Source organism: Bacillus sp. 103mf (genome assembly GCF_900116295.1).
Classification (GTDB): domain Bacteria; phylum Bacillota; class Bacilli; order Bacillales; family Bacillaceae_G; genus Bacillus_A; species Bacillus_A bruguierae.
Window position 1 is genome coordinate 1,100,501 of the sequence record NZ_FPAF01000001.1, and the last position, 20,662, is coordinate 1,121,162.

Here is a 20,662-nt window from a genome sequence, read left to right on the forward strand (position 1 = left end):
CAGAAGTTTTGTCCCAACTTTTTTTATGTATGAAACCACTCTATGTTAGAAGCACAAAAATAGGGCCGTTTATTTAGTATCACCTATAAACGGTCCCTTCTAACTATACCACGTTATTCTTTTATCCACATAACAAGCTCTTACCCTTTTTTATGAAAAAAATTAGGTTTATGAATTTGATTTGGATAAGGCTTATGATAAATATGCGTTGCTGCAGGGGATACAGGTGGAATTAACCATACCCAGTTCCCTGTTACGAGACGGCCGCATGCTGCTTCTTGTTTCTCAAATTGACTAAACTGCTGCGCTGCTGTATGGTGATCTACAATTGTTACTCCTTGTTTTTTGAAAGAGTGTAAAACTGCTACATTTAATTCTATTAATGCTTTGTCTTTCCAAAGTGTACTGTTTCTTGATGTATCTAAACCCATCATCCCCGCAACAGCTGGAAGAAGATTATAACGATCATGATCAGCTAAATTGCGTGCACCAATCTCTGTTCCCATATACCAGCCGTTAAAAGGAGCAGCTGTATAGGAGATACCGCCAATTTCTAAACGCATATCAGAGATCATTGGAACACCATACCATTTTACTTCCAAAGAGGAGAATGAATACTCTGGGTGTTCTAAAGGCACTTCTTTTACATATTCTTCTGGGATTGGCATGTAAACCGGTTCATTTCCATCAATTGAAAATACGAGCGGCAGCACATCAAAATGTGTTCCTTTCCCACTCCAGCCAAGTTCTTCACAAAATGATGAAAATGATAGGGAATGAGAATCCCCGATAATGCCTTTCTCGGTTTCATATCCAGCGTAACGAATCAATTGGTGATTATAAATTTGAATATGATTTTGCTCATTTCGGTATTGTTTAAAAATAGTAATCGTAGGTAGGATTTTCCCGTCGTTTGTAGCATATTGAATATGATGAAGCAATGCCTCATATATACCCTCTGCATCATTTACATCGCGCGCATCTAATACATGAAGCTTATTCCAAAAAAGACGACCGATGCAGCGATTACTATTTCTCCACGCCATTCGCGCCCCGTGAACAAGCTCCTCAAAAGTATGTTCATACGTTCCTGTCATTTGTATTTCAGATTCAATTTGTGATAATCTATCTTGTATTTCATGAGATTTTTCTAGCTCGTTGTAGCAATCTGTAATAAAATTAGTTGCTTCCTCTAACAGCTTTTTCGTTGTAATCATACGGTCCCCTTCTATTCCTGTATAACATTCCACTCTCTATTATACATAACATCTTCTACTCATGGCTAGAAAACAAACAATGAAAAAGAACACCAAAAACGGTGTCCTTTCCCTTATTTCGCAAAAAACATCAAATATATAACCCCAATAATAAAGAACGTTCCACAACAAGCTAACAATACTTTTGCAAGTTTGTCCATAAACATAGCCGTTTCCCCTTTGCTTGGTTTCCTACTTCAGTTCTACAACTGTAACACCAAGGCCGCCTTCACCCATATCACCATAACGGAAGCTTTTCACACCGCGGTGTTTTTTCAAGTAGTCTTGTACACCTTGACGCAATGCTCCAGTTCCTTTTCCGTGAATAATGGAAACGCGTGGATAGCTCGCAAGCTGTGCATCATCTAAATATTTTTCCACACGTGCTAGCGCATCTTCAAAACGCTCGCCACGAAGATCCAGTTCTAACGAAACATGATAGTCTCTTCCTTTTACTGCTGTCACTGCTTTTTTCTCAACAGGATTTGGTGTATTAATATATTCCATATCGGACTCTTTCACTTTCATCTTCAAAATTCCGATTTGAACGTTCCATTCGTTGTCACTTACTTTTTTCAGAAGCTGACCTTTTTGACCGAACGTTAATACTTTTACTTCATCGCCTGGTCTTAACACTTGTTTTGGTGCTGTGTTTTTCACTTTTGTTTGTTGTTTTTTCACAAGCTCCGGCGCTGCTCCTGCTAAACGGCTTTTCGCTTCAATTAGCTCATGATCTTTAATATCAGCAAGCTTTGCTTTTCGCAATTGACGAAGTTCACGAATAATTTCTTCCGCTTCTTTCTTCGCAGATTCGACTTTTTCTTCGCCTTCTTTTTGTGCTTTTAGTAATCTTTCATCGCGCTCTTCGTTAAATTCAATAATTTGACGCTGCAGTTCTTTATGAAGTTTTTCAGATTGCTTACGAAGCTCTTCTGCTTCATTCCATTCACGCTCAGCGTTCTTTCGGCTTTCTTCAAGCTTAGCTATCATATTTTCTACTTTATTTGATTCCGTACTAATATGACCACGAGCACGATCAATTACACGGTCAGATAACCCAAGACGTTTTGAAATTTCAAAAGCGTTGCTTCGCCCTGGTACACCGATTAACAATTTATACGTTGGGCTTAATGTGTTTACATCAAACTCAACACTTGCATTAATGACTTGGTCACGATTATAGCCGTATGCTTTTAGCTCAGGATAATGCGTCGTTGCAACAACGCGTGCGCCGCGATTATACACTTCATCTAAAATTGAAATGGCAAGTGCAGCCCCTTCTTGCGGATCTGTCCCTGCTCCTAATTCATCAAACAATACTAAGCTTTCAAAATCAGCTTGTTCTAAAATATCAACAATGTTTACCATGTGAGATGAGAATGTACTTAAACTTTGCTCAATGGACTGTTCATCACCGATATCGGCAAACACATTTTTAAACACACAAATTTCGGACTCATCTAAAACAGGAATGTGCAGACCAGATTGCGCCATTAAAATACAAATCCCTACCGTTTTTAATGTAACGGTTTTACCGCCTGTATTCGGCCCAGTAATAACGATTGTTGTAAAGTCTTTTCCAAGCACAATATCGTTTGGCACAACAACTTTCGGATCAATAAGCGGATGACGTGCCAAGCGTAAGTTCATATAACGCTCATTATTCAAAATTGGTTTTGTTGCTTTTAATCGTTTTGCATAGAAAGCTTTTGCGAAAATGAAATCAAGCTCTGCCACAACATCAACGTTCTCTAAAATGATATCAGCCTCAGCTGCTACTTCTTCTGTCAACATCATTAAAATACGTTCTACTTCTTGTTTTTCTTTCACGCGCGCTTCTTGAAGTGCGTTATTCAGTTCTACAATAACTTGCGGCTCGATAAATAACGTTTGACCAGAGGCAGACTGATCATGAACGATACCACCATATACACCGCGGTATTCTTGTTTAACTGGAATTACATAGCGGTCGTTACGAATCGTTACAATTGCATCTGACAACATCTTCTGTGCATTAGAAGAACGCGTCATATTTTCCAGCTTTTCACGAATGCGACTTTCCGCTGTGCGAATTTGCTGGCGAATGCCACGTAGTTTTTCACTCGCGCTATCAACTACTTCTCCGCCGTCGCTAATACAATTTGTAATTTTCTTTTCTAAATCATATAAAGATACAATGCGAGCTACATACGTATCTAGAATTAGTAGTTCCACACCATTTTCAATCATATCTTCAATAAATCGTTTCATCTGGCGGCTGCCATACATCGTACTTGCAATATCTAAAAGTTCATGCGGGCTTAGCATGCTACCAATTTTCGCACGCTTTACATTAGGACGAACATCAAAAATCCCACCGAGCGGCACATGTCCTTTTAAACGGATGACTTTCGCAGCCTCATCTGTTGTTTCCTGCATTTCTACCACTTCTTCGTAATCTGTGCTTGGCACAAGCCCTTTTACTTTATCTCGTCCAAGTGAAGAAGCAACGTGTTCAAGTAATTGTTCTTTTACTTTTTCATATTCTAATACACGCAACGTTCGTTCTAACATAGTTGCACGTCCCCCTTGTGTTACTTATTACGCTTAATATAATTTAATAAACGTTCAATATCCCACGTGTTAATAACTGTATCTTTTTGAATCCAACCTTTGCGCGCAGCTGCAGTGCCAATTTCCATATCCTCTAACATTTCAAGCGTATGAGCATCTGTATTAATGGCGATTTTCACACCCGCATCTTGCGCTTGCTTTAACAGCTTCGCACTTAAGTCTAAACGATTTGGATTTGCATTTAACTCAAGTACAGTATTTGTTTCTTTCGCAAGCTCGATTAATAAATCTGTATCGACATCATAGCCTTCGCGGCGACCAATTAAGCGGCCTGTTGGATGCGCAATCATTGTCACATGATGATTCTCAATTGCGGTGCGAAGACGTTTCATAATCGTTTCGCGATCTTGTGAGAAACTAGAATGAATGGCACCGATGACATAATCAAGCTCTGCTAATACGTCATCATCAAAATCAAGCGTCGCATCTGGTAAAATGTCCATTTCAATACCACGTAAAATGGTGATATCTGGATACTTGTCATTCATACGTTCAATTTCTTTTCCTTGTTCACGAAGGCGCTCTTTCGTTAACCCATTCGCTACTTTTAAGTACTGAGAATGATCAGTAATCGCCATATATTTATAACCGCGAGCACGACACGCTTGTACCATTTCTTCAATAGAAAAAGCACCATCACTCCACGTTGTATGCATATGTAAATCACCTTGAATATGAGAGAACTGAATTAAATTCGGATACTGCTCAATTAGATCAATCTCTTTTCCATCTTCACGCACCTCTGGCGGGATGAATGGCAGTCCAAAGTGTGCAAAAAACGCTTCTTCTGTTTCGAAAGTCTGCACTTCTCCCGTTTCTAAGTTTTCAACGCCGTATTCACTAATTTTCTCGCCCTTATCTTTTGCAATTTGGCGCATTCTTACATTATGATCTTTTGAGCCGGTGAAGTGATGCAAAGTAGTAATAAATTCTTCCGGCTTCACAAGACGGAAATCAATAGAAATATCATACTCATACTGAAGGCGCACGGAAACCTTTGTATCTCCGCTTGCGATAACTTCAATCATATTATCAAACTGTAGTAAATGCTCACGCACCTTTTCTGGTTCTGTTGTTGCAATAATAAAATCCAAATCTTTCACTGTTTCACGAACGCGGCGCAAACTGCCCGCACGAGAATAACGAATAATTTCTGGTACATTCGACAATTTCCGCTCTATTTCCCCGGCAATAGGAATCACCATTGCTACCGGAAGTCGTTCTGGACGAGAACCAACTTGAGCGATTGCTTCTAATATTTTCTCTTCCGTTTTCTTACCGAATCCAGCAAGTGCTTGAACTTGATTTTCCTCGCAAGCCTTCTTTAATGTTTCTATATCTACAACGCCAAGTTCTTTATATAACTTTGCGACTTTTTTACCACCCAGACCTGGTAATTTTAAAAGCGGCAATAAGCTGCTCGGTACTTCTTTTTCAAGCTCTGTAAGCACTTCTGATGTTCCAACTTCAATATATTCTGCAATAACGGCTGCAGTTCCTTTTCCGATTCCTTGTATTTTCATAAAATCTTCAATTTCTGAAAGGCTGCGATCATCATTTTCTAACGCTGCTGCCGCTTTACGAAATGCTGATATTTTAAAAGGATTTTCACCTTTTAGTTCCATGAAAAGTGCAATCGTCTCAAGTAGCTTAATCACTTGTTTTTTATTTACTTTCATTCTTCTCCCGCCTTCCCATCATAGAAAAAAACTTCTCTTTCTAAAGAAGAGAAGTTATACCTTGCTGCCTGTTTGCCATAATTCCTTAACTTTTTCAGAAAGAATCGGTGTATCATTTACAATTACTTTGCTTATTGTTGATGTATTAAGCGACGTTTGTACTTGCTCAACTGGAAGTACCGTACCGATCACAATTAATACAAACAATATAATATACACTTCTAAAAACCCTAAAATCGCTCCACCTAATGCGTTAACCTGTCTTACAACAGGGATTTCTGTAAACATGTTTAAAAGATGTCCAAGTAATGTTAGTGCGATTTTTGTAATAATAAATAATGCGATAAACGCAATGGCTTGGTAGAAAACTGTTTCCATACTATTTGCATTGAGCCAATTCGGCACATTTACTTCTTGCTTAAATGGGTATGGAATAATTTTTTGCAATGCAGGTGCTAAATCTTTGCAATACCAATATGCTACAAGATAGGCAATAATAAAGCTTACTAACTTTACAATCTGCAATACCAGTCCTCTTCTTAAACCAAGAAGACACCCCATAACAAGCAATAAAATAATTATAATATCAACCATGTTATTCCAGTCCTTTTTGTCTCATTCTTTCTTTCAATTTTTCATTTTCTTCTTTTAATTTTATATAATCATGTACGACATTGACTGCTGTCAACACCGCCAATCGGTTTGTGTCAAGCGAAGGATTCTTAGCATTCAGTTCGCGCATTTTATCATCCACAATCGCTGCGACAATGCGTATATGACTTGTACTTTCATCGCCAACAACTGAATATTGTTGACCGTAAATTTCTACATTAATTCGACTTCGATTTCCATTTTGTTGTGACAACTTACTGTCCTCCAATCCCGTACAGAATCCTAAAGATTATCATACCATGAAAAAACATCATATGGAAACAGAAACAACTATTCGATATGATAAAAATATAAATAATGAAAAAGGAGTAACCATTTTGTCAAATTCTATTGTCATTCAAGTAAGTTCTGCAGTTATAGTGGACATGAAAACACATTACGCACAAGTAGTGCAGCCAAAAGTTCCTCAAGGCGGTGTCTTCATGGCAAAGGTTCCATCTTGCACAATTACAGCCTATAAATCAGGAAAAGTTATGTTTCAAGGTGGACGTGCGACAGAAGAAGCGAGTCAGTGGCAAGCAAATGCCACACCCCCGAAAACTTCTGAAAAGAAAAATGTAAATGACCATTCTTATGCACCGCCAGCTTCCATCAGTACAATGTCTATTCTCGGTTCAGATGAAGTTGGAACAGGAGACTATTTTGGACCGATGACAGTTGTTGCCGTATACGTCGATGCGACGCAAATTCCATTATTAAAAGAACTAGGCGTCAAGGACTCAAAAAACTTAAACGATACACAAATTTGCGAAATTGCAAAACAACTACTGGCGGTTGTCCCTTACAGCTCTCTTGTTCTGCATAACGAAAAATATAACGAAATGTTTGACAAAGGCTACAATCAAGGACAACTAAAAGCAATGCTTCATAATAAAGCCATTACAAACTTATTGGCTAAGATAGCACCAACGAAACCAGAAGGCATCTTAATTGATCAGTTCACACAGCCGGCTACATATTATAAATATTTAGCCAAACAAAAAAACGTAGAGCGTGAAAATGTCTATTTCGCTACAAAAGGCGAAAGCGTACATATCGCCGTTGCAGCAGCTTCCATTCTAGCCCGTTATTCATTCGTAAAACAATTTGATGAACTAAGCAAAAAAGCGGGCATGTCACTTCCGAAAGGTGCCGGGAAACAAGTCGATATTGCGGCGGCAAAATTGATTCAAAGGCTTGGGAAAGAAAGATTACCTGAGTTTGTGAAATTACATTTTGCAAACACGGAAAAAGCGTTTCGATTGTTGAAGAAATAGTTATTTTTCAGTATGGACAGGATACGTATAGACTAAACAAGGAGCTGACCCAAAAGGCACCTATGTGCCTTTTGAAGTCAATCCTTTTTTCCGTGTCCACCGATATATCAACCGTTATTTGCAATATATTGGCGCTTCGACAGAATATAAAGACATTCCGACAATATTCAACATACGAGTATTCGGGCCACTGAACTGGAGCATACCAAAAAGTGAAAGGAGCTGACTAAAAAGTGGACTTTTTAGTGTCAGCTCCTTTGTTTTTACTACTCTATTTTAAACGTCTCTGCAACTTTTTTTGAGGCTTCTTTTAAATCATAAAACTCAACACGTTCTTTCTCTGGAGTATCCTTATGCCCAATTACAATTTCTCCGTCATCTTCTACCCAAACAAAGTATTTCCCAATTGATCCATCACCATAATCAATAGACATATTGTAATGAATAGCGGATTTAGCTGCTTCATCTAGTGATAATGTTTTAGGCTCATCGCCATTTCCCGCCAACCCAACCTGCTCCAGCGCAGATACAAGCTGTTTCATATCTTTTGCTTTTTTCAATACTTTCGTACCTTTTGTTTTTGTAGATGTTAGCTGAATTTCTTTTATCTCTTTTCCTTGAAACGTAACAACCGCTGCCTCTTGTGATGTTGTTGGAACTACTTTTTCTTGTTTCTCTTTTTCCTTTCCACATGCACTTAAACTGATTAGCATGATCGCTAAGAAACATACCATTCTTTTTTTCACAAATTCAGCTCCTTTCTCTTCCACATAATGTTTCTCCTTATCCCGCATCTCTCCCTGCTCAAAAGAAAAATAAAAAGGTATATCAAACAGCTTAATTGCTGTTGATATACCTTTTTTCCAATCTTAAAACTCCGCAGAGCCTGGTGTTCTTGGGAATGGAATTACGTCACGAATATTCCCCATACCAGTAATGTACATTAAGAAGCGTTCGAAACCTAGACCAAATCCAGCATGTTTTGTACCGCCGTATTTTCTAAGTTCTAAGTACCACCAGTAGTCTTCTTCGTTCATGCCTAGTTCTTTAATTCTATCTACTAAAACATCCATTCTTTCTTCACGTTGACTTCCGCCGATTAATTCGCCGATGCCAGGAACAAGTAAGTCTGTTGCGGCTACTGTTTTGCCATCATCATTTAAGCGCATATAGAATGCTTTAATATCTTTTGGATAGTCTGTTACGAATACAGGACGTTTGAATACTTCTTCTGATAAGTATCTTTCGTGCTCTGTTTGTAAATCAATTCCCCATTCTACTGGGTATTTGAATTCTGCACCTGATTTTTGAAGCACTTCAATTGCTTCTGTGTATGTGATGCGTCCAAAATCAGAGTTAATTACGTTATTCATGCGCTCTAGAACTGTTTTATCAACAAAGCTGTTGAAGAATTCCATTTCTTCTGGTGCATGCTCTAATACGTATTTCATTGCATACTTCAGCATATCTTCTGTAAGATCCATTACATCTTCTAATTCAGCGAATGCAATCTCAGGTTCAACCATCCAAAACTCAGCAGCGTGGCGAGTTGTGTTTGAGTTTTCAGCGCGGAACGTTGGACCAAATGTGTATACATCGCGGAACGCTAATGCATATGCTTCAGCATTCAATTGCCCACTTACTGTTAAGTTTGTTTCTTTGCCGAAGAAGTCTTTTGAATCGTCTACATTTCCATCTTCACCTTTTGGCACGTTGTTCATATCATGCGTTGTTACGCGGAACATTTCACCTGCACCTTCAGTATCACTACCTGTAATAATCGGTGTATGAACATGTACAAAGCCGCGCTCTTGGAAGAATTTATGAAGCGCATAAGCTGCAATTGAACGCACACGGAACGTTGCCGAGAATGCATTCGTTCTTGGACGTAAATGAGCGATTGTACGTAAGTACTCAAACGTGTGACGTTTCTTTTGTAATGGGTAATCAGAATCTGATAATCCCTCAATTTCGATTTTGTCCGCTTTAATTTCAAACGGCTGCTTTGCAGTTGGCGTTGCAATTAGTGTTCCCTCTACTTTAATAGATGAGCTTAATGGCAGCTTCGTAATTTCAGTAAAGTTATCTAATTCTGTATCGAAAACGATTTGAACGCTTTTAAAGAAACTACCATCGTTTAATTCGATAAAACCAAATACTTTTGAATCACGTAAGTTACGGATCCAACCTGATACTTGTACTTTTTGGTCTACATACTTATCAGTTTCTCTATACAGACTTTTTACTAATGTGTTTTCCATATTGAAATTCTCCTTTACATATATTTAAATACAAAAAAACCTTCCATCCATAAAGGGACGAAAGGTTAAACTTCGCGGTACCACCCAATTTGTCATAAAGACCAGCTCTAACTCGTATGTATGATACATACTTTCCGGTTTGTAACAGGCCGGATACCCGTCTAAGTCTACTCTTGAATACACAATTCAATTTCGGTTAGCAACTCCAAGGTGTTCTTCACATATACCGCCTCATCAGGCTCGCACCGTCCCTGACTCGCTTTGGATTATAGTATATACTACTTTTCCTTATCATCGTCTTTCTTTTGTTAAACTAAAATTAATGTACTACATTCCTTTGAAAGATGCAAGTTGTCGTTCTATATAAATACAAATTGAAAACCCTTCATAAAACCACTCTTTTTTTGATAAGCGAGAGCATCTGGCCATGCATAGAAGCGGTCAGGGCTTTTTCCTGCCACATGCAAGGGTTAAAACAAAGAAAAAATTAAGTGCAGATAATTTTGATTGCACTTTATTTTCTAACTAACTCTATTTCTCCAAACTTCTTTATTTGGAGCTTCAATGTATTCGCTTTGTCATAAGAAGTAATCGGAAAATTAACCTGGACATTCGTTTTAGCATTCCCAGCATTCATACTATACCCTTTTGATTTATATTCTTTTCCTGTTTCATCTATAATCTTCATATCCATAAAAGTATTTTCATCTTCTACTACTTCATTAACTGAAAATGTTAGGTTGAGAGATGTTGGATTTGCCTTTGCGGATACAATATGGATGTTAGATGTTGTTTCTGCTGATCTATACTCAACCGTTGAAGTTGCTTCTTCTTTCGTTTTGTCGCTAATCGGTAAATTCCATATACCATCAATTTCTTTCCGTTCATCATTCTCATAAAAAACCTTAACGCTCTCTATTTCTAACACAGCATCTTTTAATTTCGGAATCAAGCCCTGATTTGACTCCCATATCGCTTCGTATAAAACTTTTCCAGTTTTCGTATCTATATATGGATTATTATCTTCTCCTCCAGATACATATAATTTGTTACCTTTCAAAGGCTTTGTATCTGGAATAGACTCCATAATATATTCGCCATCACCATTTTTTAATCGATAGTCAAAAGACACTTCTTTTACCTGTTTCTTGAATATGCTTGTATCCCCAAATACTAATTGAAAGCTAAACCCTAGTTTATTCGCGTCAGCAAAATAACGGTCAAGTATCACTGTGATTCCTTTATCAGTAGCCGTACTATTGCTTTTTTGTGTAAATCCTTCATCAACCGCTCGCTCAATCCCTTTATCATTAAAATGAAATAATTTATTTATGTTAGCCCGCACATGCTCATTTGTAAAAACACCACCAGCTATCACAAAACAACAAGCCGCTACTGCTAATTTTCGCCACATCACATTTCTTTTCTTTTTCTTTGCTTTCATACGTATTACATCATAGGAATGATCTACAGACTTTCTAACAATACTAGGTATTTCTTTTTCCTCATGTAACACATGCTGAAATTCTTTTTCGAAGTTACTTTTCATTTACACTCACTCCTTCACCACTGTAATAATGATTACGTAATATTGACTTGGCTCTGGAAAGTCTCGATTTAATTGTTCCTTCCGGTTCTTTTAAAAACACACTCATTTCTTTTATACTAAGCCCAACAATGTAGTATAAAACGATCGCGATTTTATAATCCTTATTTAAACTATTTAACGCATCCTCTAGTTCTATCTTCAAAAATTCATTTTTGTTTTGTTTTTGTTCAATGTGCCCATCTACTAACGTAATTTTTTGCTTTTTGTTTAATATACCGTTACATGTATTGATTAATATTTTACAAATCCATGTATTAAAGTACTCTTCGTTTTTAAGTGTATGTATTTTCTCGTACGCCACTGTGATTGCTTCTTGCATCGCATCGGCCACATCCTCATCTTTCTGCAACAGTTTACTTGCGACTTTGTACAGCACATCTTCATAGCGCTGCACAAGAGAAACAAATGCTTCTCCATCTCCCTTTTTTGCCTTTTTCACTAAGGCTTCTAACTTCCCCATTTCAGAACCCCCTTGCTAACTAATTTCAATATACGCCTGTTTTCATGTTCTTTACATTCTATTAGATACAAAAATCCAGTATTTGGTTGCATTCATTTTTTCTTTTCATAAAAAAAGAGGATCATCACTCTTTCGATGAGTGACAATCCTCTCTTTTACATATAAAAATTATTTACGCAACTCCGCACCAAATTTCTCTTCTACCGCTGCTAATACACGGCTATGTGCTTCTGTTACTTCTTCATCTGTTAATGTACGTTCTGGATCGAAGTAGTTCATAGAGAATGCAAGTGATTTCTTGCCTTCTTCCATTTTTTCGCCTTCGTATAAGTCGAATAGTGTTACTTCTTTTAGAAGTTCTCCGCCTGCTTCGCTAATCGCTTGCTTCATTTCACCAGCTTTTACTTCCTTGGCTACTACAACTGCCATATCACGTGTCATAGATGGGAAACGCGGAATTGCTGAGTAGTAAGTATCTTCTGTATCAGCAGCAAATACTTTTACTAGAGATAATTCGAATACGAATGTATCTTTTACATCTAATTGTTTTTGCGCTTCTGGGTGTAATTGACCGATGAAGCCAATTACTTCTCCGTCTAGTAAGATATCAGCTGTACGTCCTGGGTGCATGCCTTCACGTTTTGCAGGAGCATATGTGATGCTGCTTGCAACGCCAAGTACATCGAATAATCCTTCTAATATACCTTTTACAACGAAGAAGTCTACAACTTTCTTCTCACCTTGCCATGCATGGTGAAGAGCAAGACCTGTCATAACGCCAGCAAGATGTTGTTCTTCTTTTGGAAGCTCACCTTTTGCTGTTGGTAAAAAGATAGAACCTACTTCATATAATGCAACACTGTCGTTTTTACGAGCGTTGTTATATGAAACTGCTTCTAGCAATTGTGGTATTAAGCTTAAACGAAGCTGGCTGCGTTCCTCACTCATTGGAAGTGCAAGATTTACAGGAGCCTTTTCGTTTGGCTCAACCATATATTGTTTCGCTTTATCAGCGCTTGTTAATGAATACGTAATTGCTTCATATAAACCAGCACCTTCTAGGTAGCGACGTACTTTACGACGTTTTGCTTGCGCTACTGTTAATTTACCACGCGTCATTGTTCCAGTTGGTAATGTAACTGGGATATGATCGTATCCGTATAGACGACCTACCTCTTCAACTAAGTCTTCTGCAATTGTAATGTCAGGTCGACGTGCTGGTACGTTTACATGGAATGTTCCTTCTACTTCTGTGAATGGGAACTTCAAGTTTGTAAAAATTGTACCCATTTCACTTGCAGAGATTTCTGTACCTAATACACGATTTACTTTTTCAGTTGTAACTGATACTGTACGTTCTTGTACTTGTAAGTTATCAACTTCTACTACACCTTCAAGCGCTTCGCCACCAGCATATTTTGCCATTAATGCAGCTGCATGTTGAATTGCTTCGAATGTACGTGTTGGATCGATTCCTTTTTCGAAACGTGCACTTGATTCACTGCGAAGACCTAAGTCTTTTGATGCGCGGCGCACCGTTTGACCTTCGAAGTATGCAGACTCGATTAGAACGTTTACTGTATCGTTATCAACTTCAGATTCAGCTCCGCCCATTACACCAGCAACAGCTAATGCTTTTGTGCCGTTTGTAATCGCAAGGTGATGCGCTTGTAATGTACGTTCTTGATCATCTAATGTTTGAATCTTTTCGCCTTCTTTTGCAAGACGAACAACGATTTCTTTTGAACCTAATTTATCGTAGTCAAACGCATGTAATGGTTGACCGTATTCAATTAAAATGTAGTTTGTAATATCAACTACGTTGCTAATCGGGCGAATGCCAGCTGCCATTAGGCGTGTTTGCATCCAGATTGGTGATGGACCAACCTTTACGTTTTTCACCATTTTTGCAATATATAATGGGTTTTGTTCTGTTGCTTCTACACTTACAGAAATATAATCAGATGTTTTTTCTGCCACTTCTTGTAAGTCTGCTGCTGGAAGTTTCACTTCACGGCCGTAAATTGCTGCTACTTCATACGCAACACCTAACATGTTTAAGCAGTCAGCACGATTCGGTGTTAAACCTAATTCAAGTACTTCATCATGTAAATTTAAGATTTCAAGTGCATCTGCACCAACTTCCACGTCACTTGGGAAAATAAAAATACCTTCTGCATAGTCTTTCGCAACTAATTTGCCGTCAACGCCAAGCTCCTGTAAAGAACAAACCATACCGTGAGAAGCCTCACCGCGTAGCTTTGCTTTTTTAATTTTGAAGTTGCCAGGAAGAACAGCACCAACTTTTGCAACTGGTACTTTTAAACCTTTCGCAATGTTAGGAGCACCGCAAATGATTTGAACTGGCTCTTCTTCGCCGATGTCGATTAGGCATTTGCTTAATTTATCAGCTTCTGGATGTTTTTCACATTCTAATACGTGACCAACTACAACACCTTTTACACCTTTATTTAATACTTCAACGCCTTCTACTTCAATACCACTTTTCGTGATTTTATCTGCTAATTCTTGTGCCGTTACATCTTGAATATCTACATACTCTTGTAACCAACGATATGATACGAACATATTTATCCTCTCCTTCCCTTACGCTCGTTTGAATTGTTGTAAGAAACGTACATCATTTGTATAGAAATGACGAATGTCATCAACGCCGTATTTTAACATTGCGATACGCTCTGCACCCATACCGAATGCGAAACCTTGATATTCTTTTGAATCATAGCCTGCCATTTCAAGTACGTTCGGATGAACCATACCAGCACCTAAAATTTCAATCCAGCCAGTTCCTTTACATGTGCCGCAACCATTTCCGTGACACATCATACAAGAAATATCCATCTCAACAGATGGTTCTGTGAATGGGAAGAAACTTGGACGAAGACGGATTTCACGATCTTCACCAAACATCTTTTTCACAAATACTTGCAGTGTACCTTTTAAGTCACTCATACGAATGTTTTTATCAATTACAAGACCTTCAATTTGCATGAACTGATGCGAATGCGTTGCATCGTCATCATCACGGCGATACACTTTACCAGGGCAAATAATTTTAATCGGGCCTTTTTCTTTATTATTTTCCATTGTTCTTGCTTGCACAGAAGATGTATGTGTACGTAGTAATGTTTCTTCTGTAATGTAGAAAGTGTCTTGCATATCACGCGCTGGGTGATCTTTCGGTAAGTTTAATGCTTCGAAGTTATAGTAGTCTTTCTCTACTTCTGTTCCTTCTGCAACTTCATATCCCATACCGATAAACACATCTTCAATCTGTTCAACAACCGCTGTTAACGGATGGTGACAACCTGTTTCTACAGGGCGACCTGGTAATGTAACATCAATAGTTTCAGATGCTAACTTCGCTTCAATTACTGCTTTTTCTAAGTGGTTAATTTTGTCTTCTAGGCGCGTTTGAATTGCCGCGCGTACTTCATTTACTAACGCTCCCATACGTGGACGCTCTTCTGGAGATAATTTCCCCATGCCGCGTAATACTTCTGTAATTGGGCCTTTTTTTCCTAAATACGCAACGCGTACATCGTTTAAGCCTTTTAGCTCTTTCGCTTCTTCAATCAGCTCTAAAGCTTCTTGCTTTAGCTCTTTTAAACGTGCTTCCATTTGGAACCCTCCTAATGTTAAAAATAAAAAAACCTCGCTCCCTAAAAAGGGACGAGGTAAATTCGCGGTACCACCCTAAATTGACAGAACGAGTCTGCCCACTTAATTCGTTATAACGGCTTGTTAGACCGGAACGCCTTTACATTTACATGGTCCTGGCGTCAACTCCAGAGGTGAATTCACTTCCGTCTACCATAAGAATGCTTTCAGTCCATGACATTCTCTCCCTAAATGGCGATTTTGCAAGCTACTCTTCTCTATCATCGTTTTTTAAACTATTTCACTTTTATTGGATGTTCAAAACGTCCGGTAAAGATAGCTCTCGTATTTCTTCGTTACGTCGCCACTCTTGTACTCATGTAGCCCCGCTACACTCCGTGCCTCGAACTATTCGGCTCTCTTTATCCTCTTTTTTGAACACGTACTTCCACCTATTATAAGAAGTTTTTTAGCGATTCGCAACCGGAGTTTGTAAATAATACGTTAAAATGCCTGCTGCAACCGCAACATTTAATGATTCTGCTCCTCCGTAAATCGGAATGTATAAGTTTTGATTACATTTCGCAAGAAGCTCTTGGCGAACGCCATTTCCTTCGTTACCTACAATTAATGCAAAACTTCCCGTCGGTGCTACTTCACCGTATGGAACCCCGTTTTCAAGAGCTGTTCCGTATACAGGAACGTTCTTTTCTGTTAACTCGTCTACCCATTCTTCTAAGTTTCCTTTTACAATCGGTAAATGGAATACAGACCCTTGTGTAGAACGTAATACTTTACTGTTATATACATCGACGCATCCTTCTCCAAGAACAATCGCATCAAGTCCAGCTGCATCTGCTGTACGAATGATTGTTCCTAAGTTACCTGGGTCCTGCAGGCCGTCTAATAGTAGAAACTTTCCATCTGTAAGAGCGATTTCTTTCTCATGTTTCTCACAAACCGCAAATACACCTTGCGTCGTTTCTGTTTCACGTAACAATTTTACAACCGCTTCAGACACAATATACATTTCCACATCAGCAACCACCCAATCTTTCGGAAGGTCTGTCTGCTCTGAGACGATCAGTTCTGTTGCAACTCCTGCTTTTAAAGCTTCCTCTACTAAATGGAATCCTTCTACAAAAAATAACCCTTTTTTATCGCGCTCTTTTTTCGTTTGCAGCTTCTTCCACTGCTTCACACGCGGATTTTGTACTGAATCAATGTTTTTCATTCTATGCATTCCCTCTCTTCTTGTCTTCTCATTATAGCCTATTTTTCATACATATTTACATAAAAAAGAACAAAAACTAACCTCAGTTTCCATTCCTAAAAAGAGGTGAACATGATGAACTTTAATTTACGCGGTGCTGTATTGGCAAACGTATCAGGAAACACGCAAGACCAATTACAAGAAACAATTGTCGATGCAATTCAAAGCGGAGAAGAAAAAATGCTTCCAGGCCTTGGCGTTTTATTTGAAGTCATTTGGAAAAATGCTGATGAAAATGAAAAACATGAGATGTTAGCTACATTGGAGCAAGGATTAAAGAAATAAGCAACAGAAAGTCACCTTAGCATGAGAAAGCTAGGGTGACTTTTCTGTTATAAAAAAGATATCAAACTTCTCTTCTCTTAAATATTTCTACTTTACTAACACAAGATGATGAAGTAAAATGTTCAAAATATACTTATGTCTATCTATTCGTTTCCATCATACACATCAATGAATAAAAGGAGTGAATGTTTTATGCGCCGTGTCACACTTGAACAAATTTTCAAACATCCTATTACACAAAAATATATAAACCGTTCTGGAATGGTTCACGCAATTGCTGTTGCTTACCATGCGTTTCACTTAGCAAAAAAATATCACGTTTCAGTCGATGCAGCAACAAAAGCTGGTTTTCTTCATGATGTAGGACATTACACATGGTATCGTAATGGGGAATGGGACTATGAATTGTATAAAAAGAATGATATACACGCTATTAAAGGAGCAGAAAGAGCTCATAAATTATTAATCCGATTAGGAGAACACCCAAAACAAGCAAAGGAAATTTCCGTTGCCATTCTCTTACACACTGATTCTTTTCTACTAGAACAAACACTTGAGAGAACACCTCTCCAAAATATTATTAAATGGGCAGACGAAGCAGATGAAGAACCGAGCGGGGCACATCACTACCGAACAATCTCTTATGAAAAAGCACTACAAGCAATCAAGCGATTAGATCAGATGGTAGATCATGAATTACAAGTCCCACAATCGACATCCTGTGCTCATCTTTCTCCCAATGAAAGAACAGAGCAAATTTGTTGATCCATAACAGGAAAAAAATCACCTTAGTAAATGCTAAGGTGATTTTTACTTTGATTAGAAAATTTCTAACTATTATGTAATATAAAGTGAAACTTTAATCAGTGGGGGTTTTCTTCATCCCCCACTGATTATTAGTTGAACCAATCGGGCTTTTACGGGCAGTTTTTCTCCCACCTAACTTCCTTGCTTTCGCCGAATTTTGAGGTGGGAGTATTACTGCCCGTTAATGCGGGATAAAGTTATGGTACATTTTATCCAAATATGTATAATTTTATATATAAACAATAGAGAGGATTCGATATATGCAACATTCTGTACAACTTACATATGATCAAAATCATTCTTTATCATGGGGAAAATTTGTTGGTTCTGTTTTATTTGCTTTTTTTGGGGCACAGATCATAAGCGGTTTATTTATAGGTCTTCCGTTTATGATTTACACTGCAAGCCTTTCCGACAAAAAACAATCGCCCTATACAGCTCACTTGGAAATACTGGAGGTACTTTATTACAACTGCTCATTTTATTATTGTTTATTTTTAAATACGAACCTATAAAGAAACTATTATTACCTGTTTTAAATTTTCAAGCACTCCAAAAAGTTCGTACATATATATACTTATTTCTTTTCTTCGGACTTAGTATTGCTATTCATATATTTATAATTTCTAAGCTATTTCCTCATGCAACGCAAGAACAAGATTTAGCTTTAAACTTAGAAAATTTAAACCAATATAAAATTCTATTAATTTTAGGAAGTGCGATTTTCATCCCCATTTTTGAAGAGCTAATTTTCCGCGGAATCATTCTTCAATTTTTCCAGCAACGTTTTCCATTTTGGATAGCAGCAATTGGCTCAAGCTTCATCTTCGGAATCGCCCATATATACTCTCTAGGTGTTATGGTTGGTGCTTTTATGATGGGAATGTTTATGGCCGTATTATGTAAAAAAACGAATTCTATTATTCCAGCTATGTTATTTCATATGATGAATAATACGCTTGCGTTTTTATCTTAAAAACTGAATAAACCAGTTATTACTATTAAAAAGGAACATAACTTTGCAAACACGCCATTATAGTCGTATAATGGCGTGTCAATTTTTATCTGATTATTACCTCAAACGTTTCCTCATCTAAAAGAGCTTTTGGAACAGTCTATTTCACTTTCATATGTTGAATTATTCAGTAGGATGTACATGGACTCTACTGATTATTAATAGCATTCACGGTGATACATCACTACTATTTTCTTTTATTAATCATCATCTCTAGCATAATCTTATCCATATTCGATGAACCTTCATTTCCTAATCGGCAAAAATTCTCAATTGTTTTATCAACATCTGCTTCGATAAATCCATCTGTAGCAGAGATACACATTCCTTGTGAGGCTAACAGTGCAGATTGTACAGCTGCGCTTGAACAAGTTGCTACTTTCATCGCACATCCTGCCTTTGCTCCGTCACAAATCATCCCTGTCACATTTCCAAGTGTATTTTGGATTGCATACTTTATCTTTTCAATATCTCCGCCTAATAAATACGTAATAGCAGCCGATGCACTTGCACCAGCAACTGTTACACCGCAAAGTGCAGACAAACGTCCAAACTTACTTTTAATGTAAATCGCTAATAAATGACTTAATGTAACAGCACGAATTAGCTCTTCTTCCGAAGCATTTAATTTCTCACCTGCAGCTACTACAGGCATCGTTACGGCAATCCCTTGATTACCACTTCCTGAGTTAGCCATTACTGGCATTGTCGAACCGGCCATACGTGCATCTGAACCAGCAGCTGCTAATGCCATCGCATGAGTTGTTAAATCATCTGATAGAATTCCTTTCAATACATTTGCCTTTAATGTTTTTCCAACTTGTAAGCCATATTCATTCGACAAACCATCTAGTGCCACATTACGATTCAGTTCAATACTCTTTTTTACAAGTGCCAATTCCTTTACATCTACAGTCGTAACAAATTCATATATTTCTGGAATCGTTAGTTCATCACGTTCTTCTTCAGAAGTGGCAAAGTGTGTATTTCCACATCCATTCTTATAAACAAGCTCCCCATTCACTTCTACTAATGCGATAAATGTGTGATTATCATGAATAATAACCCTTGCATATCCCTCGTCTGTCGTAAATTTCACTTCAATGTATAGCTTTTTAGACGTATCTGCTAATTCTACAGACACTTTCCCCGCTTCTACTAAAGAGATTGCTTGTTCTTCATCTTCTTCTGAGATTCCGGCTAACACTTCTAAATCTTTTTTGCTGTCTCCTGCTAACACCCCTAAAGCAGCAACAAAGTCAATTCCAGTAGCCTTCATTCCTGGTATACCAACCGCCATTGCATTTTTAATAACATTTGTACTTGCAAGTACTTCAATTGACTGTATGTCGCCCTTCATATAATCTCTTGCAGTAGCTGCGGCTAACGCAATCGACACTGGTTCTGTACACCCTAAAGCAACGACTAATTCTTTCTCTAACACACGTAACATACTATTCTTGTTCACAAATTGTCCCCCTGTCTTTCAACTACCCATCATGTGAAATGATGAACAAGTTTTCGCAAAAATTTAATTGTTTTCATCTACCTTCGAAAAAAATGTGACGAACGGATAGTATTGTTGTAATAATGTTTCATTCTTCATTACTCCTATACCGCCTGTATTACATTGCGATGATAATTTATTATCGTAATTTAATAGTATTACAATATGTAAGCGATTACAAAGAATTTTTGAACCCCTTTAACATTTTTTTCTATCCCTAGATATTTGCATTGCAAGCAAACCTTTAAGGAATAGGTGTTCTATTCTTCGTGTTAGTGGGCGGAATATGCGCATTCAACTATGGCAGAAAAAGAAAGTAAACAGTATCATTCATTTAAAGCCGTTCAC

General features: G+C 37.8%; 16 protein-coding genes, 1 pseudogene and 2 other annotated features. Of the genes and pseudogenes, 4 read left to right on the forward strand and 13 right to left on the reverse strand.

The annotated features are described in order from the left end of the window. Window positions 1–140 precede the first annotated feature (140 nt). The 5 genes from BM350_RS05620 to zapA form a co-directional block, all read right to left on the reverse strand. A complete protein-coding gene (locus BM350_RS05620) occupies window positions 141–1,217 on the reverse strand; it encodes a nitric oxide synthase oxygenase (RefSeq protein WP_090916469.1) in 1,077 nt (358 codons plus the stop codon). A gap of 231 nt (window positions 1,218–1,448) precedes the next feature. Continuing rightward, window positions 1,449–3,809 (reverse strand): endonuclease MutS2, encoded by a 2,361-nt coding sequence (locus tag BM350_RS05630; RefSeq protein WP_090916465.1) that lies wholly within the window; start codon window positions 3,807–3,809, stop codon window positions 1,449–1,451. 20 nt (window positions 3,810–3,829) lie between these two features. Further along, on the reverse strand, window positions 3,830–5,548 hold the full coding sequence (gene polX, locus BM350_RS05635; protein WP_090916463.1) for a DNA polymerase/3'-5' exonuclease PolX: 1,719 nt from the start codon (window positions 5,546–5,548) through the stop codon (window positions 3,830–3,832). A gap of 54 nt (window positions 5,549–5,602) precedes the next feature. Then, window positions 5,603–6,142, reverse strand: a complete 540-nt coding sequence (locus tag BM350_RS05640; protein ID WP_090916461.1) for a CvpA family protein — start codon at window positions 6,140–6,142, stop codon at window positions 5,603–5,605. A 1-nt stretch (window position 6,143) separates the two neighbouring features. Beyond that, on the reverse strand, window positions 6,144–6,413 hold the full coding sequence (gene zapA / locus BM350_RS05645) for a cell division protein ZapA (RefSeq protein WP_139207680.1): 270 nt from the start codon (window positions 6,411–6,413) through the stop codon (window positions 6,144–6,146). Window positions 6,414–6,537: 124 nt separating this feature from the next. Between zapA and rnhC the strand changes: the two genes are divergently transcribed. Then, complete coding sequence (gene rnhC / locus BM350_RS05650; RefSeq protein WP_139207682.1) at window positions 6,538–7,476, forward strand: ribonuclease HIII; 939 nt, start codon at window positions 6,538–6,540, stop codon at window positions 7,474–7,476. A gap of 266 nt (window positions 7,477–7,742) precedes the next feature. On the opposite strand, the gene BM350_RS05655 is transcribed toward rnhC, so the two are convergent. From BM350_RS05655 to BM350_RS05685, 7 genes are all read right to left on the reverse strand, one after another. Continuing rightward, a complete protein-coding gene (locus BM350_RS05655; protein WP_090916455.1) occupies window positions 7,743–8,246 on the reverse strand; it encodes a hypothetical protein in 504 nt (167 codons plus the stop codon). 99 nt (window positions 8,247–8,345) lie between these two features. Further along, entirely contained in the window at window positions 8,346–9,737 is a 1,392-nt protein-coding gene (asnS, locus tag BM350_RS05660) for an asparagine--tRNA ligase (RefSeq protein WP_090916453.1), read from the reverse strand. 50 nt (window positions 9,738–9,787) lie between these two features. Beyond that, window positions 9,788–10,041: a binding site (T-box leader), on the reverse strand. Window positions 10,042–10,251: 210 nt separating this feature from the next. Further along, entirely contained in the window at window positions 10,252–11,286 is a 1,035-nt protein-coding gene (locus tag BM350_RS05665) for a DUF4179 domain-containing protein (RefSeq protein ID WP_244547937.1), read from the reverse strand. Further along, entirely contained in the window at window positions 11,276–11,806 is a 531-nt protein-coding gene (locus BM350_RS05670; RefSeq protein ID WP_090916452.1) for a sigma-70 family RNA polymerase sigma factor, read from the reverse strand. Before BM350_RS05670 ends, BM350_RS05665 begins: the two co-directional genes overlap by 11 nt. Window positions 11,807–11,974: 168 nt before the next feature. Further along, window positions 11,975–14,395, reverse strand: a complete 2,421-nt coding sequence (pheT, locus tag BM350_RS05675) for a phenylalanine--tRNA ligase subunit beta (protein ID WP_090916450.1) — start codon at window positions 14,393–14,395, stop codon at window positions 11,975–11,977. Window positions 14,396–14,413: 18 nt separating this feature from the next. Continuing rightward, window positions 14,414–15,448 carry a phenylalanine--tRNA ligase subunit alpha gene (gene pheS / locus BM350_RS05680; RefSeq protein ID WP_090916448.1) on the reverse strand — a complete coding sequence of 345 codons (1,035 nt, stop codon included), beginning with the start codon at window positions 15,446–15,448 and terminating at the stop codon, window positions 14,414–14,416. A gap of 44 nt (window positions 15,449–15,492) precedes the next feature. Continuing rightward, window positions 15,493–15,721: a binding site (T-box leader), on the reverse strand. 175 nt (window positions 15,722–15,896) lie between these two features. Then, on the reverse strand, window positions 15,897–16,661 hold the full coding sequence (locus BM350_RS05685) for a TrmH family RNA methyltransferase (RefSeq protein WP_090916446.1): 765 nt from the start codon (window positions 16,659–16,661) through the stop codon (window positions 15,897–15,899). A 114-nt stretch (window positions 16,662–16,775) separates the two neighbouring features. Between BM350_RS05685 and sspI the strand changes: the two genes are divergently transcribed. From sspI to BM350_RS05700, 3 genes and pseudogenes are all read left to right on the forward strand, one after another. After that, window positions 16,776–16,985 (forward strand): small acid-soluble spore protein SspI, encoded by a 210-nt coding sequence (gene sspI / locus BM350_RS05690; RefSeq protein ID WP_090916444.1) that lies wholly within the window; start codon window positions 16,776–16,778, stop codon window positions 16,983–16,985. A gap of 192 nt (window positions 16,986–17,177) precedes the next feature. Next, window positions 17,178–17,750, forward strand: coding sequence for an HD domain-containing protein (locus tag BM350_RS05695; protein ID WP_090916442.1), 573 nt, complete (start codon window positions 17,178–17,180; stop codon window positions 17,748–17,750). A gap of 302 nt (window positions 17,751–18,052) precedes the next feature. Next, a pseudogene (locus BM350_RS05700) lies at window positions 18,053–18,768 on the forward strand (CPBP family intramembrane glutamic endopeptidase). 226 nt (window positions 18,769–18,994) lie between these two features. Here the strand turns inward: BM350_RS05700 and BM350_RS05705 are convergent. Then, window positions 18,995–20,275, reverse strand: a complete 1,281-nt coding sequence (locus tag BM350_RS05705) for an L-cysteine desulfidase family protein (RefSeq protein WP_090916440.1) — start codon at window positions 20,273–20,275, stop codon at window positions 18,995–18,997. Between the last annotated feature and the right edge of the window lie 387 nt (window positions 20,276–20,662).